Raw genomic sequence first — 13,620 nt, forward strand, 5'->3', positions numbered from 1 at the left:
GGACGACCATGAACACCACCACAACCACCACCGGCCAGCAGCACCCGATCGGCCTGTACCTGAAGATCTGGGGGCTCCTGTTCGTGCTCAGCGCGATGTCGTACATGGTCGACTACCTGCACGTGCAGGGCTACCTGCGCTGGGGCCTGATCATCACTTTCATGCTGCTCAAGGCCGGGCTCATCGTCGCGGTCTTCATGCACATGGCGTGGGAACGGCTGGCGCTGGTCTACGCGATCCTGCTGCCGCCGCTGTGCCTTTTGGTACTGGTCGGGCTGATGGCGGCGGAGGCCGACCACACCTTCCTCACGCGGCTCTTGTTCTTCCGCTGACGGACGGGCTCAGCGCCGCACCACGAAGCGTGTGATGACGGGCGCTGTTTCGCCGAGGTGGAACGCCAGCCGGCGTTCGCGCAGCGCCATGTCGGCGGCCGTGGCGCGGTTGAAGCGGCGCAGGTGGTCGGTCCACGACTCGTCCACGATCTGCTCCACGTAGCGCTCGGGTTGCGCGATGTCGTGCAGCAGCTCCCAGCCGATCGCGCCCTGGCCCAGGCGCGCGCGCCGGGTCTGCTGCATCACGAGGTGGAAGGCCGCGGCGCGCGACGGGTCGATCAGGTACTCGACCGTGATCACCACGCGGCCGTCTTCCTGCGGCGCCTCGGCCGGCGGACCGGTGGCCCAGCCGGCCTGGGCGGGGCGCACGTCGTCCTCGCCGCTCACGTCGGTCACCCAGCGCATGGCTGCCAGCATCAGCAGCGTGCCGCTCACGGCGGCGATGGCCAGGCTCAGCTTCAGCGACGTGACGGTGGCCACCTGGCCCCACAGCGCCGCGCCGATCGCGCTCGCGCCCATGATCGCCATCTGGTAGGTCGACATGCCGCGCGCGCGCACCCAGTCGGGCAGCGCGAGCTGGGCCGACACCGACAGCGAGTTGGCCACCGTGATCCACGCCATGCCGCCGAAGAACATCGCCGGCACCGCGACCCAGGCGTTGGGCGCCACGGCCATCACGGCGGTGGCGGCCGACTGCAGCATGGCGCCGCGCAGCACCAGCTGGTCGCGCCCCAGCGCCTGGCGCAGCCGCGGCAAGAACAGCACCGCGATGATCGCGCCCGTGCCCATGGCGGCCAGCAGCAGCGTGAAGGTGCCGGCGCCGCCGCCCTGGAGGTTGCGCGCCAGGAGCGGCAGCAGCGCCAGCAGCGCCGTCGAATGGAAGAAGAACAGCGACACGCGCGTGAGCACCGCCCGCATGCGCTGCGACTGGCGCACGAACTGCACGCCCACGCGCATCGCGCTGATGAGCTTCTCGCGGCCCAGCGGGTTGGGCGTGTGCTCGCGGCGCCAGCGCAGCACCACGAAGCCCGAGGCCACCGACAGCACCGCGTTGAGCGCGAACACCCACACGCTGCCCGCGCTCGCGATCAGCATGCCGGCCGTGAGCGGGCCGACGATGCGCGAGGCGTTCATGGCGATGCCGTTCAGGCCCAGCGCCGCCGGCAGCTGTTGGCGCGGCACCAGCTCGGGCACGATGGCCGAGAACACCGGCCAGCGCAGCGCCAGCCCGATGCCGTTGGCGAAGGTGAGCGCCAGCAACAGCGGCGCGGTCATCACGTCGAGCGCGATGGCGGCGCACAGCACCACGGCGGTGCCGGCCAGCCAGAACTGCGTGGCCACCAGCCAGCGCCGGCGATCGAGGATGTCGGCCAGCGCGCCGCTCGGAAGGCCGAGCAGGAACACCGGCAGGGTGGAGGCCGACTGCACCAGCGCCACCCAGATCGGCGAGGTGGTGAGCGAGGTCATCATCCACGCCGCCGCCACATCGTTCATCCACATGCAGATGTTGGCGATGAGCCAGGTGCTCCACAGCATGCGGAACACGGGGAGCTTCAGCGGCTCGAGCGCCGCGAGGTTCGAGGGCTGCGGCTTGGCCGGCGGGAGGGGTGTCTCTTCGGGGGATATGGGCGGCATGTCGCGCTATTGTGGCGCGAGGCGGCGCGCCTAACCTCTGTCGCTGCGGGCGAGACGGTGTTCCAGGCGACGCAGCAGCGTGGTCAGCACCAGCGTCATCACCCAATAGACCACCGAGATCGCGAGGTACGGCTCCCAGTAGCGCGCATACGCGCCGGCCACGGTGCGCGCGGCGTAGGCCAGCTCGGCCAGGCCGATGGCCGACACCAGCGAGGTGTCCTTGAGCAGCGCGATCGCGTTGTTGCCCAGCGGCGGCAGCATGCGGCGAAAGGCCTGCGGCAGCACCACGTAGCGCATCACCTGCGCGGGGCTCAGGCCCAGCGAGCGGCCGGCGTCGAACTGTCCGCGCGAGATCGACTGGATGCCGGCGCGGAACACTTCGGAGATGTAGGCCGCCGAGTTCAGCGTGAGCGCGACCACGCCGGAGATCAGCGCGCCGTGCTCCTGCTTGAGCGTGCGCGCCAGCTCGCCGTCGATCAGGATGCCCGAGGTCGGGTGGATGAACACCGGCATCACCGCGAAGTGGATCAGCAGGATCTGCACGAACAGCGGCGTGCCCCGGAAGAAGCTCACGTACACCGTGGCGGGCCAGCGCAGCAGCACGCGCGTGACCCAGGTCCACGGCGCGTGGCGCGCCTGCGCCAGCCGTGCGAGCGCCAGGCACAGGCCCCAGCTCGACCCGAGCAGCACGCAGACCACGGTCATGCGCAGCGTCATCCAGGCGCCCTGCCAGAACAGGTCCTTGTATTCCACGAGGATGTCCCAGCGGAACCATCCGAAAAGCAGCACTGGTTGTTCCATCTATTGCTCGCCCCCAGGCTGCGCGCACTTCGTGTCGCTTCGCCAACCCCCTACCGGGGGCAATACCTGCGGCCCGGCCAAGCCGGTTCCGCGGTATTCGTGCGCACTGCAGCGCTTCTTCGAGCTATGTGGGTTCATCGGACGTTCGGGTCCTTGTTGAACCACTTCTTGTAGATCGTCACGTAGCTGCCGTCGGCGCGGATGGCCGCCAGGCCGGCGCTGAGCTTGTCCAGCAGCGCCTTGTCGCCCTTCTTCACGACGATGCCGAAGCCCTCTTCGGGGAAGGACTTGTCGTCCAGCGTCTTCAGCTCGGGGTGCTGCGACACGCGGTAGGCGATCACGCCGTTGTCGCCCATGGCGGCATCGACGCCGCCGCCGGCCAGCTCGGAAATGATGAGCGGCGTGCTCTCGAAGCGGCGGATGTTGGGGCTGGTCTTGCCGAACTCGCGCGAGGCGATGTCGTCGGCGGTGGAGGCGCTGACCACGGCGATCTTCTTGCCCGTGAGGTCCTTCAGCGAGGCCACGGTGCTGTTCTTCGGCAGCGCGATGAGCTGGCGCGCCGCGAAGTACGGCGGCGTGAAGTCGTAGCTCTGCTTGCGCTTCTCGTTGATGGTGACGCCCGAGATCACGAGGTCGACGTCGCCGTTGTTCAGCGCGCCGAAGATGCCGGTGAAGGGCGTGTTGACGATCTTGATCTTCAGGCCCTGCTGCTTGGCGATGGCGTTGATGATGTCGATGTCGAAGCCGACGATCTGCTTGTCCTTGTTCTCGAAGGCAAACGGCGCGTAGGTGGCGCTGGAGGCCACGGTGAGTTCGCGGTTTTGGGCCTGGGCACCGAAGGCGAGCGTGGCGGCAGCGAGGCCGAGGGCCAGGGCGCGGCGTAGAGAGTTCATTCGGGGTCCTTGTGTCTTGCCGCCCGGCGGGAAGCGGTGGGCGAGCATTTTAGGCGGTCGCTATCGGGAGCCCTTGCCGCCTATCGGGCGAACAGGAAGTAGAGCGCGACGGCCACCACTGCCACGACCGCGATCACCTTGCCCGCGCGGGGCGAGGCGGGCGCCCCTGTGGAGTGCCACGTCACGGTGCGGGTGCGTACGGTCTTCGTGCGCCCGCCGCTGTTGCGCTCCGTGCGGGCGAGCGCATCGGCCACGAACTGCCGGCCCTCCGGCGAGACCGCGGACATCGGCGTGGCAAGCATCTGCAGCTGCGCGGGCGTCAGCACGCCGGTGCGCACGGCCCAGGCGAGCGTGGCGGCCGGCGAAGCGGGCGCGGCCCATTCGGGTTCCTGTGCGGGCAGCAGGCTGAGGGCCTGTGCGTGCTGCGCAGGATCGATCAACTGCAGCGCCTGCAGTTGATCGAGGGCGCCCTCGGTCACGCCGTCTTCCAGGCGGTTCGCCATGAGGCTGATCTCGAGCAGCACCCAGGCCGGCGCCTGCCCGCTGACCATGGCCACCGCATTCGCCACGGTGCGGTGTGCCTCGTCTTGCGCGCCGGGGGCAGCGCGGGCGCGCAGGCCGGGCAGCGCCTCCGGCGCGACGATGCCCTTGGCGGCTGCCCAACCCAGCGCTTCGCTCGGGGTGCGCAGCGGCGCGTTCGGCAGGTCGGGGTGCGCGAGCGCCTGCGCGTGTTCCGCGTCGGTCAGCAGGCCCAAGGTGTGCAGGTGCGACAGGGCCCGTGGGCCAGCTTCTTCGGGATTCATGGGGCCCAGTGTCCCAGAGGTCTTGCGAAGGGCCGCGACGCCGGCCCGGCGCTCCCATCGTGTGCGTTACTTCTCGGTGCACGTCCAAATTTGGGCATCGATTCGATACACAACGCATCAATTAGTTAACACATATAACAATGAGGAACTATTAAAAGCAATTGCTCAGGGAAGAAGGTATGCCATTGGTTTTGGGCGTCATGGGGCTCCCTCAGGTCGAGGTCGAGCTGCTGCGGATCATCGTTCGCCTCAGCTCCAATCTCCGGTCGTTGTGGACGGTCAGCGAGTCGCAGCCCTGCGACCTGTTGCTGGTGGACGGCGATGCGCCGGCCGCCGAGCGGCAGACACCGGCCGCGCGCTTCGTGGTGCCGATGGTGGCGCGCGGCGAGGCCGTGGCCGCCGCGCCCGTGCGCCGCACGCTGGCGCGTCCCATCTACGCGGAAGAGCTGGTCGCGTTGCTCAACCAGGTCGCGCCGAGCGGGGCCTCGGGCGACGCGGCACGCGCCATGGTGCGCTCGATCCGCGCGCGCGCTTCGCTGATCCGCTGGCCCTCGCAGGTGACCCTGCAGCGCCATCCGATCTACGTGCGGCTGGCCGCTGCCCTGTCGAAGAGCGCGCAATCGGCCGAAAGCCTCAGCGTGCTGGGTCGCATCGACGTGCAGGAGTGCAGCACCTTCCTCGGCCTGCTGGAGGAAGAAGGCGCGCTGACCTGGTCGGAGGAAGCCCGCGGGCCGCGCCCCTCGGGGGCCAGCGCCGGCGGCGAGGCCGCGCAGCACAAGCGCGGCCTGCTCTCGCGCATCCGCCGACGCCTCGGGCTGGCCTGAGCAGGGCGCCGGCATGAGGGACTTCAAGCTCGTCTTCACGGGCCCGATGGGCGTGGGCAAGACCACGGCCATCGCGGCCATCAGCGAGACCGCGCCGATCGCCACCGAGGTCGCCAACGCCGACACCTCGGTCGCCAAGGCCACCACCACGGTGGGGCTCGACTTCGGCCAGGTGACGCTGGACAACGGCGACCGGCTGCGCCTGTACGGCACGCCGGGCCAGAGCCGCTTCGACTTCATGTGGAAGATCCTGGTGCGCGATGCGCTGGGCCTGGCGATCCTGCTGGACAACAGCCGCCCCGACCCGATGGCCGACCTGGCCCAGTACCTGGACGGTTTCGCCGGCGCGCTCGAGCGCATGCCCTGCGCCGTGGGCGTGAGCCGCCTGCCGTCGCACCCCACACCCACGCTCGACGACTACGCGCAGGCCCTGGCGGCGCGCGGGCTGGTGCTGCCGCTGCTGGCGGTCGATCCGCGCCGCAAGGACGACGTCGTCGCGCTGATCGAGACGCTGCTGATGCAGATCGAAGTGCTCGACGAGGAGCCCGCGCCATGAAGATTCCCCACGCCCTGAAGCTGCGCGCCGCAGTGGAGGCCCGTCGCGTGCTCGACGAAGTGAGCGGCGTCGCCTCGGTGGTGGTGGCCACGCCCGACGGCTTCGAGATCGCCAGCGTCGCCCGGCGCGACGTCGAGCCCGCGCGCATCGCCGCCATGGCCAGCTCGATCGCCGCCATCGGCGCGGTGGTGTCGCAGGAGGCCGGCCTGGGCCGCTGCACCTGCATCACGGTGGCGACCGACAACGGCTTTGCGCTCGTCAGCCCGGTGCACAGCGGCGAGACCTCGCTGGTGGTGAACGTCATCGCCGACGCCGATGCGGTGCTCGCGCAGGCGATGTACCGCACGGCGGCCTGCGTGCGGGCGCTCGAGGCGCCGCAGCCCTAGGCCTCATCCCACACGAATTCACGGGCGGGGACGGATTGGCATGCGACGTCTCCACCCTCTTTTTCATTCGCATGAATTTCACTCACAGGATTTACTGACATGGCCTCGATCCAGACCAGCCTCGACACCCTCCTGACCGCCGACGGCGCCCTGTGCGCTGCCGTGGTCGATTCCGCCAGCGGCATGATGCTGGGCGCCGCCGGCACCGGCGTGGACCTCGAAGTGGCCGCCGCTGGCAACACCGAAGTGATGCGTGCCAAGCTCAAGACGATGCGCGCGCTGGGCCTGAGCGACACCATCGAAGACATCCTGATCACGCTGGGCAAGCAGTACCACCTGCTGCGCCCGATGGCGCAGAAGGAAGGCGTGTTCATCTACTTCGTGCTCGACAAGGCGAAGTCGAACCTGGCGCTGGCCCGCCGCAAGCTGCAGGACGTCGAGAAGGACATCACCTTCTAATCAGTCTGCCAAGGCGCATCGCCGTCGGGCCGGCTCCCTCGCGGGAGGCGGCCCTTTTCTTTTTTTGGGGGCGGCTACTTCGCGAGGTGCCCCAGCGGCAGTGCGCTGTTGGCCTTCACCTCGCCCAGCGAGAAGCTGGTGTGCAGGTCTTTCACGTTCGGCAGGTTCATGAGGTTCTGCCGCGCGAAGGCCGAGAAACCGTTCAGGTCCTGCGCCACCACCTGCAGCTCGAAGGTGCCGGTGCCGCTGATGTAGTGGCAGGCCACGACCTCGGGCATCTTGCGGATCGCGTCTTCGAGCTTGCGCGTGGCCTCGTGGGTCACGCGCTCGGTGTCCACGCGCACGAAAGCGAGCACGCCCAGCCCGATCTTGTGGCGGTCGATCTCGGCGCGGTAGCCCTTGATGAAGCCGGCGTCTTCGAGCGCGCGCACGCGGCGCCAGCAGGGCGCCGCCGACAGGCCCACGCGCTGCGCCAGCTCGGCGTTCGTGAGGCGGCCATCGGTCTGCAGTTCTTGCAGGATAGCGAGGTCGAACTTGTCAATGCTTTCCATAGGGGTGGATGTTAAGCAAGATTCTTTCTGAAAGTCGTTTTTCCGAGGCAAAAAACGCAAACACCTGTCGCAGACCCCGGCATACACTTTGCGTCACCATGGGCTTGCGCCCTACCGGGCACAGACCCACACCCCTCAGCCAGGCCCACAAAGCCCTGCCAATACGGAGACAGAGAACATGAACGCCCCGCTGCCCGAGCACATTCGCCGCGCGCTAGAAACCGTCACGCTCGACGATAAATACAGCCTCGACTACGGGCGCGCCTTCATGAGCGGGGTTCAGGCCCTGGTCAAGCTGCCGATGCTGCAGCGCCTGCGCGACAAGCAGGTCGGCAAGAACACCGCCGGCTTCATCAGCGGCTACCGCGGCTCCCCGCTCGGCGGCTACGACCAGGCGCTGTGGAAGGCCAGCAAGTTCCTCAAGGAACAGAACATCGTCTTCCAGCCCGGCGTGAACGAAGAGCTCGCGGCCACGGCGCTGTGGGGCACGCAGCAGCTGGGCTTCTCGCCGCAGGGCACCAACAAGTTCGACGGCGTCTTCGGCATCTGGTACGGCAAGGGCCCGGGCGTGGACCGCTGCTCCGACGTCTTCAAGCACGCCAACATGGCCGGCACCACCGCCTGGGGCGGCGTGATCGCGGTGGCCGGCGACGACCACATCTCCAAGAGCAGCACGGCCGCGCACCAGAGCGACCACATCTTCAAGGCCTGCGGCACGCCGGTGTTCTTCCCGGCCAACGTGCAGGAAATCCTGGACCTGGGCATCCACGCCTTCGCGCTGAGCCGCTTCTCGGGCGTGTGGTCGGGCATGAAGACGATCCAGGAGATCGTCGAGTCCAGCGCCACGGCCATGATCGACCCCGAGCGCGTCGACATCGTCATTCCCACCGACTTCGAGATGCCGCCCGGCGGCCTGCACATCCGCTGGCCCGACCATGCGCTGGAGCAGGAAGCCCGGCTCATGCACTACAAGTGGTACGCCGCGCTGGCCTACATCCGCGCCAACCGCTTGAACCACAACGTGATCGAAGGCCCGAACGACCGCTTCGGCATCATGGCCAGCGGCAAGGCCTACAACGACACGCGCCAGGCGCTCATCGACCTGGGCCTGGACGACGCGGCCTGCCGCCAGCTGGGCATCCGCCTGCACAAGGTGGGCGTGGTGTGGCCGCTCGAAGCGCAACTCACGCGCGAATTCGCCACCGGCCTGCAGGAAATCCTGGTGGTCGAGGAGAAGCGCCAGGTCATCGAATACCAGCTCAAGGAAGAGCTCTACAACTGGCGCTCCGACGTGCGCCCCAACGTGGTCGGCAAGTTCGACGAAGGCGCCAGCTCCACGGCCGACGGCTACTCCGGCGGCGAATGGTCGATGCCCAACCCGACCTCGCACACGCTGCTGCGCGCCAACGCCGACCTGAACCCGGCCCTCATCGCCAAGGCCATCGCGGCGCGCCTGAAGAAGACCGGCCTGCTGGCCGCCGCCGGCGCCGACATGGCCGCGCGCATCGATGCGCAACTGGCCATCCTCGAGGCCAAGGAGCGCGCGATGGTGGTGCAGCAGGCGTCCACCAGCGTGGCCGACGCCACGCGCCAGCCCTGGTTCTGCTCGGGCTGCCCGCACAACACCAGCACCGTCGTGCCCGAAGGTTCGCGTGCGATGGGCGGCATCGGCTGCCACTTCATGGCAACCTGGATGGACCGCTCCACCATCGGCTTCACGCAGATGGGCGGCGAGGGCGTGCCATGGGTCGGCCAGCAGCCCTTCACGACCGACCAGCACATCTTCGCCAACCTGGGCGACGGCACGTACTTCCACAGCGGCCTGCTGGCGATTCGCCAGAGCATCGCGGCGGGCGTGAACATCACCTACAAGATCCTCTACAACGACGCGGTCGCCATGACCGGCGGCCAGCAGGTCGGCGAGCGCCCCGAGGGCCACTCGGTGCTGCAGATTGCAGAAAGCCTGCACGCCGAAGGCGCGAAGAAGGTCGTCATCGTCACCGACGAGCCCGAGAAGTACGAGGGCGTGAGCATTCCGGGCGACCACGTGCAGGTGAAGCACCGCGACCTGCTGGACGAGATCCAGCGCGAGTTCCGCGCCATGTCCGGCACCACGGCCATCATCTACGACCAGACCTGCGCCACTGAAAAGCGCCGCCGCCGCAAGCGGGGCACGGCCGTCGATCCGGCCAAGCGCGTGGTCATCAACGAGCTGGTCTGCGAAGGCTGCGGCGACTGCAGCGTGCAGAGCAATTGCCTCTCCGTGGAGCCGCTGGAAACCGAATTCGGCCGCAAGCGCACCATCAACCAGAGCAGCTGCAACAAGGACATGAGCTGCCTGAAGGGCTTCTGCCCGAGCTTCGTGACGGTCGAAGGCGGCCAGCTCAAGAAGAAGGGCAAGAACAAGGCGGCCACGCCGGCCGAGCTCGGCCTGCTGGCCGAGCCCGCCATTCCGTCGCTCGCGGGCGGCAAGGTCTGGGGCGTGGTGGTGGCCGGCGTCGGCGGCACCGGCGTGATCACCATCGGCCAGCTGCTGGGCATGGCCGCGCACATCGAGGCCAAGGGCATCGTCACGCAGGACGCGGCGGGCCTGGCGCAAAAGGGCGGCGCCACCTGGAGCCACGTGCTCATCGGCGACACGCAGGACGACATCCGCACCACCCGCGTGGGCACCGCGGCGGCCGACCTGATCCTGGCCTGCGACCCGCTGGTCACGATCAACGCCGAGACCATGGCGCGCATGCGCGAAGGGCGCACGCACGTGGCGCTCAACAGCCACAGCGCGCCCACGGCCGCCTTCGTGCGCAACGCCAACTGGCAGAACCCCGAAGACGCCTGCGCCGCTGAAATTGCGCGCGCCGTGGGCATCGACGGCCTGGGCGCCTTCGACGCCGATGCCGCTGCCACCGCGCTGATGGGCGACACCATCTACGTCAACCCGATGATCCTGGGCTACGCCTGGCAAAAGGGCTGGGTGCCGCTGGCGCACGAGTCGCTGATGCGCGCCATCGAGCTGAACGCCGTGGCCATCGAGAACAACAAGACCGCCTTCGAGTGGGGCCGCCAGGCCGCCGTGCGCCCGGACGAGCTGCAAAAGCGCGTGCGCCCGGGCCAGGTCATCGAGTTCAAGAAGCGCGAGACGGTCGAGGCCCTGGTGGCGCGCCGCGCCGAGTTCCTGACCGGCTACCAGAACGCCGCGTATGCCGAGGAATACAAGGCCTTCGTCGGCCGCGTGCAGCAGGTCGAGTCGGCCGTCGGCAAGAGCACGGGCCTGGCCGAAACGGTGGCGCGCTACCTGTTCAAGCTCATGGCCTACAAGGACGAGTACGAAGTCGCCCGCCTGCACACCGACCGCACCTTCCTGGACCGCGTCGAGGGCATGTTCGAAGGCGACTACAAGCTCAACTACCACCTGGCGCCGCCGCTCATGGCCAAGAAGAACGCCAAGGGCCAGCTGCAAAAGCAGAAGTTCGGCCCCTGGATGCTCACGGGCTTCCGCTTGCTGGCGAAGCTCAAGGGCCTGCGCGGCACGGCGCTCGATGTCTTCGGCCGCACCGAAGAGCGCAAGACCGAGCGCGCCCTCATCGGCGAGTACCGCGCCAGCATCGAGGAAGTGCTCAAGGGCCTGCGTGCCGACAACCACGCGCTGGCGCTGGAGATCGCGGCGCTGCCGGAGCAGATCCGCGGCTACGGCCACGTGAAGGAGCGCAACCTCGCGGCGGCCCGCACCCGCTGGACCGAGCTGATGGGCAAGTGGCGCAACCCCCAGGCGCAGCGCGCAGCGGCCTGATCCGCCAGGCCCGTTTCCCCTGACAAAGAGCGCCCTTGCGGCGCTCTTTGCTATTGAAACGATAGCTGAAAGCCCTCCGGGCCGCGCCGGATAAGGGCGCGAAACGGCCATCTGCGACGAATACAATGCCCGACTGCGCGCGGCCTCCCCCGCCGAGCCTCTGACTTGCGGCCCGCATCCCTCGTGGGCGCGGAACCGCGGGCCCGGCCTGCGCATCTGAAGTCTTTTTCTTCTCTCTTCCCTCTGCTGGAGACTCTCTTGTTCATTTCCTCTGCTTTCGCTCAAACCGCGCCCGCAGCCGCCGGTGGTGGCGACATGTTGTCTTCGCTGGGCAGCATGCTGCCGCTGGTGCTGATGTTCGTGGTGCTGTATTTCGTCATGATCCGCCCGCAAATGAAGCGCCAGAAAGAAGCCCGCGCCATGATCGAAGCCCTGGCCAAGGGTGACGAAGTCGCCACGGCCGGCGGCGTGCTCGGCAAGATCACGTCCATCAGCGACCAGTACCTCGGTCTCGAGATCGCCAACGGCATCGAGATCAAGATCCAGCGCAGCGCGGTGGTCCAGGTGCTGCCCAAGGGCGCCGTCAAGCAATAAAAGCGTGAGCTGAACCTTGCGCTTCACGGCGCAGGGCCCCAAGTCACGCCGTGTTCCATTTCTGAAACGCTTGTGAAAAGCGCCTTCTCATGAACCGTTACCCGGTCTGGAAGTACACGATCATCGTGATCGTGCTACTCGTGGGGCTCATCTACGCCCTGCCCAATTTCTTCGGCGAGGCACCCGCGGTGCAGGTGTCCGCGGCCAAGACGACCGTCAAGGTCGACGCCGCCACCCAGGCCCGGGTCGAGGAGGCGCTGAAGACCGCCGGCCTGACGCCCGACCTGGTGACGCTGGACGCCGGCTCCCTGCGCGCCCGCTTCACCACCACCGACGACCAGCTCAAGGCGCGCGACGTCGTGCAGCGCGCCCTGGTGCCCGACGCCAGCGACCCGCCCTACACGGTGGCGCTGAACCTGCTGTCGCGCTCGCCCAAGTGGCTCACGGCACTGCATGCGTACCCGATGTACCTGGGCCTCGACTTGCGCGGCGGCGTCGACTTCCTGCTGCAGGTCGACATGAAGGGCGCCATCGACAAGAAGGCCGAATCGTTCGCGAGCGACCTGCGCACCACCTTCCGCGACAAGAACATCCGCGGCACCCAGGTCAGCCGCAACGGCCAGACCGTCGAGGTGAGCTTCCGCGACGCGGCCTCGCTCGAGACCGCCAAGCGCCTGATCGTGGACCAGTTCCCCGACCTCAGCACCACCGACACGCAAGACGGCACCAACTGGCGCCTGACCGCCACCATCAAGCCCGAGGCGGCCCGCCGCCTGCAGGACGCCGCGCTCAAGCAGAACATCACGACCCTGCACAACCGGATCAACGAACTCGGCGTGGCCGAGCCGGTGATCCAGCAGCAGGGCCTGGACCGCATCGTCGTGCAGCTGCCCGGCGTGCAGGACACGGCCAAGGCCAAGGAAATCCTGGGCCGCACCGCCACGCTCGAAATGCGCATGGTGGACGAAAGCTCCGAAGGCCGCGCGGCCGAACTGAGCGGCGCGCCCGTGCCCTTCGGCTCCGAGAAATTCTTCGACCGCGGTGGCCGTCCGGTGATCGTGAAGAAGCAGGTGCTCGTCACCGGCGAGAACCTCACCGACGCCCAGCCCGGCTTCGACCAGCAGAGCAACCAGCCCAAGGTCGACCTGACCATGGACGCCAAGGGCGGTCGCATCATGCGCGACGTCAGCCGCGAGAACTACAAGAAGCGCATGGCCATGCTGATCTTCGAGAAGGGCAAGGGCGAAGTGCTCACGGCCCCGTCGATCAACGGCGAGCTGGGCAACCGCTTCCAGGTCTCGGGCTCGATGACAGTGGCCGAGGCCAGCGACCTCGCCCTGCTGCTGCGCGCCGGCTCGCTGGCTGCGCCCATGGAGATCATCCAGGAGCGCACGATCGGCCCGACGCTCGGTGCCGACAACATCGAAAAAGGCTTCAAGAGCGTGATGTACGGCTTCCTGGCCATCATGGTCTTCATGTGTGCCTACTACGCGCTGTTCGGCCTGTTCTCGTCGATCGCGCTGGCCGTGAACCTGATGCTGCTGGTCGCCATCCTGTCGATGCTGCAGGCCACGCTCACGCTGCCCGGCATTGCGGCCATGGCGCTGGCCATCGGCGTGGCCATCGACTCCAACGTGCTGATCAACGAGCGCGTGCGGGAAGAGCTGCGCAACGGCGCCTCGCCGCAGGCCGCCATCCACGCGGGCTACGACCGCGCCTGGGGCACGATTCTCGATTCGAACGTGACCACGCTGATCGCGGGCATCGCGCTGCTGGCCTTCGGCTCGGGCCCGGTGCGCGGCTTCGCGGTGGTGCACTGCATCGGCATCGTCACCTCGATGTTCTCCGCCGTGTTCTTCTCGCGCGGCCTCGTGAACTTCTGGTACGGCCAGAAGAAGAAGCTCAAGTCTGTGTCGATCGGCACCGTCTGGCGGCCCAAAACCGATAGCGCCGACGGCACCGCCGTGGTCGACACCAAGTAACGGCCGAGGACCAT

The 13,620-nt window shown here is 68.0% G+C and carries 13 protein-coding genes; 8 read left to right on the forward strand and 5 right to left on the reverse strand.

Going from position 1 to position 13,620, the window contains the following annotated elements; all coding sequences use genetic code 11:
• Window positions 1-8: 8 nt before the first annotated feature.
• The gene (locus AC3WQM_RS23905) at window positions 9-332 is read left to right on the forward strand and encodes a cytochrome C oxidase subunit IV family protein (RefSeq protein WP_492682217.1); all 324 of its coding nucleotides are present in this window, start codon (window positions 9-11) and stop codon (window positions 330-332) included.
• A gap of 9 nt (window positions 333-341) precedes the next feature.
• On the opposite strand, the gene AC3WQM_RS23910 is transcribed toward AC3WQM_RS23905, so the two are convergent.
• The 4 genes from AC3WQM_RS23910 to AC3WQM_RS23925 form a co-directional block, all read right to left on the reverse strand.
• A complete protein-coding gene (locus tag AC3WQM_RS23910) occupies window positions 342-1,967 on the reverse strand; it encodes an MFS transporter (protein ID WP_489060706.1) in 1,626 nt (541 codons plus the stop codon).
• 30 nt (window positions 1,968-1,997) lie between these two features.
• The gene (locus tag AC3WQM_RS23915; protein ID WP_492682219.1) at window positions 1,998-2,768 is read right to left on the reverse strand and encodes an amino acid ABC transporter permease; all 771 of its coding nucleotides are present in this window, start codon (window positions 2,766-2,768) and stop codon (window positions 1,998-2,000) included.
• Between the two features lie 134 nt (window positions 2,769-2,902).
• On the reverse strand, window positions 2,903-3,661 hold the full coding sequence (locus AC3WQM_RS23920; protein WP_095950484.1) for a basic amino acid ABC transporter substrate-binding protein: 759 nt from the start codon (window positions 3,659-3,661) through the stop codon (window positions 2,903-2,905).
• An 80-nt stretch (window positions 3,662-3,741) separates the two neighbouring features.
• A complete protein-coding gene (locus tag AC3WQM_RS23925; protein ID WP_492682221.1) occupies window positions 3,742-4,464 on the reverse strand; it encodes a hypothetical protein in 723 nt (240 codons plus the stop codon).
• 179 nt (window positions 4,465-4,643) lie between these two features.
• Between AC3WQM_RS23925 and AC3WQM_RS23930 the strand changes: the two genes are divergently transcribed.
• The 4 genes from AC3WQM_RS23930 to AC3WQM_RS23945 all read left to right on the forward strand — a co-directional run bounded on the left by AC3WQM_RS23930 (window position 4,644) and on the right by AC3WQM_RS23945 (window position 6,689).
• Window positions 4,644-5,288 carry a hypothetical protein gene (locus AC3WQM_RS23930; protein ID WP_492682223.1) on the forward strand — a complete coding sequence of 215 codons (645 nt, stop codon included), beginning with the start codon at window positions 4,644-4,646 and terminating at the stop codon, window positions 5,286-5,288.
• A gap of 13 nt (window positions 5,289-5,301) precedes the next feature.
• A complete protein-coding gene (locus AC3WQM_RS23935; RefSeq protein ID WP_492682225.1) occupies window positions 5,302-5,844 on the forward strand; it encodes a GTP-binding protein in 543 nt (180 codons plus the stop codon).
• Window positions 5,841-6,230 carry a roadblock/LC7 domain-containing protein gene (locus tag AC3WQM_RS23940; RefSeq protein WP_489060715.1) on the forward strand — a complete coding sequence of 130 codons (390 nt, stop codon included), beginning with the start codon at window positions 5,841-5,843 and terminating at the stop codon, window positions 6,228-6,230. Before AC3WQM_RS23935 ends, AC3WQM_RS23940 begins: the two co-directional genes overlap by 4 nt.
• 99 nt (window positions 6,231-6,329) lie before the next feature.
• Complete coding sequence (locus AC3WQM_RS23945) at window positions 6,330-6,689, forward strand: hypothetical protein (RefSeq protein WP_307695214.1); 360 nt, start codon at window positions 6,330-6,332, stop codon at window positions 6,687-6,689.
• A gap of 74 nt (window positions 6,690-6,763) precedes the next feature.
• Here the strand turns inward: AC3WQM_RS23945 and AC3WQM_RS23950 are convergent, their stop codons facing one another.
• Window positions 6,764-7,240 (reverse strand): Lrp/AsnC family transcriptional regulator, encoded by a 477-nt coding sequence (locus AC3WQM_RS23950; protein ID WP_062478228.1) that lies wholly within the window; start codon window positions 7,238-7,240, stop codon window positions 6,764-6,766.
• Window positions 7,241-7,418: 178 nt separating this feature from the next.
• On the opposite strand from AC3WQM_RS23950, the gene AC3WQM_RS23955 reads away from it, so the two are divergent.
• The 3 genes from AC3WQM_RS23955 (at window position 7,419) to secD (ending at window position 13,606) form a co-directional block, all read left to right on the forward strand.
• Window positions 7,419-11,030 (forward strand): indolepyruvate ferredoxin oxidoreductase family protein, encoded by a 3,612-nt coding sequence (locus tag AC3WQM_RS23955; protein ID WP_492682227.1) that lies wholly within the window; start codon window positions 7,419-7,421, stop codon window positions 11,028-11,030.
• A gap of 258 nt (window positions 11,031-11,288) precedes the next feature.
• The gene (yajC, locus tag AC3WQM_RS23960; protein ID WP_099793994.1) at window positions 11,289-11,624 is read left to right on the forward strand and encodes a preprotein translocase subunit YajC; all 336 of its coding nucleotides are present in this window, start codon (window positions 11,289-11,291) and stop codon (window positions 11,622-11,624) included.
• 89 nt (window positions 11,625-11,713) lie between these two features.
• Window positions 11,714-13,606: a protein translocase subunit SecD gene (gene secD / locus AC3WQM_RS23965; RefSeq protein ID WP_492682229.1), complete on the forward strand. Its 1,893-nt coding sequence runs from the start codon at window positions 11,714-11,716 to the stop codon at window positions 13,604-13,606.
• Window positions 13,607-13,620: the final 14 nt, after the last annotated feature.

Source organism: Variovorax sp. FW301-JW7 (assembly GCF_058788795.1).

What these genes read in the sequence shown, in the direction of transcription:
- AC3WQM_RS23905 (WP_492682217.1), top strand. Translation starts at nt 9, where the DNA reads ATGAACACCACCACAACCACCACCGGCCAGCAGCACCCGATCGGCCTG.
- AC3WQM_RS23910 (WP_489060706.1), bottom strand. Translation starts at nt 1,967, where the DNA reads ATGCCGCCCATATCCCCCGAAGAGACACCCCTCCCGCCGGCCAAGCCG.
- AC3WQM_RS23915 (WP_492682219.1), bottom strand. Translation starts at nt 2,768, where the DNA reads ATGGAACAACCAGTGCTGCTTTTCGGATGGTTCCGCTGGGACATCCTC.
- AC3WQM_RS23920 (WP_095950484.1), bottom strand. Translation starts at nt 3,661, where the DNA reads ATGAACTCTCTACGCCGCGCCCTGGCCCTCGGCCTCGCTGCCGCCACG.
- AC3WQM_RS23925 (WP_492682221.1), bottom strand. Translation starts at nt 4,464, where the DNA reads ATGAATCCCGAAGAAGCTGGCCCACGGGCCCTGTCGCACCTGCACACC.
- AC3WQM_RS23930 (WP_492682223.1), top strand. Translation starts at nt 4,644, where the DNA reads ATGCCATTGGTTTTGGGCGTCATGGGGCTCCCTCAGGTCGAGGTCGAG.
- AC3WQM_RS23935 (WP_492682225.1), top strand. Translation starts at nt 5,302, where the DNA reads ATGAGGGACTTCAAGCTCGTCTTCACGGGCCCGATGGGCGTGGGCAAG.
- AC3WQM_RS23940 (WP_489060715.1), top strand. Translation starts at nt 5,841, where the DNA reads ATGAAGATTCCCCACGCCCTGAAGCTGCGCGCCGCAGTGGAGGCCCGT.
- AC3WQM_RS23945 (WP_307695214.1), top strand. Translation starts at nt 6,330, where the DNA reads ATGGCCTCGATCCAGACCAGCCTCGACACCCTCCTGACCGCCGACGGC.
- AC3WQM_RS23950 (WP_062478228.1), bottom strand. Translation starts at nt 7,240, where the DNA reads ATGGAAAGCATTGACAAGTTCGACCTCGCTATCCTGCAAGAACTGCAG.
- AC3WQM_RS23955 (WP_492682227.1), top strand. Translation starts at nt 7,419, where the DNA reads ATGAACGCCCCGCTGCCCGAGCACATTCGCCGCGCGCTAGAAACCGTC.
- secD (WP_492682229.1), top strand. Translation starts at nt 11,714, where the DNA reads ATGAACCGTTACCCGGTCTGGAAGTACACGATCATCGTGATCGTGCTA.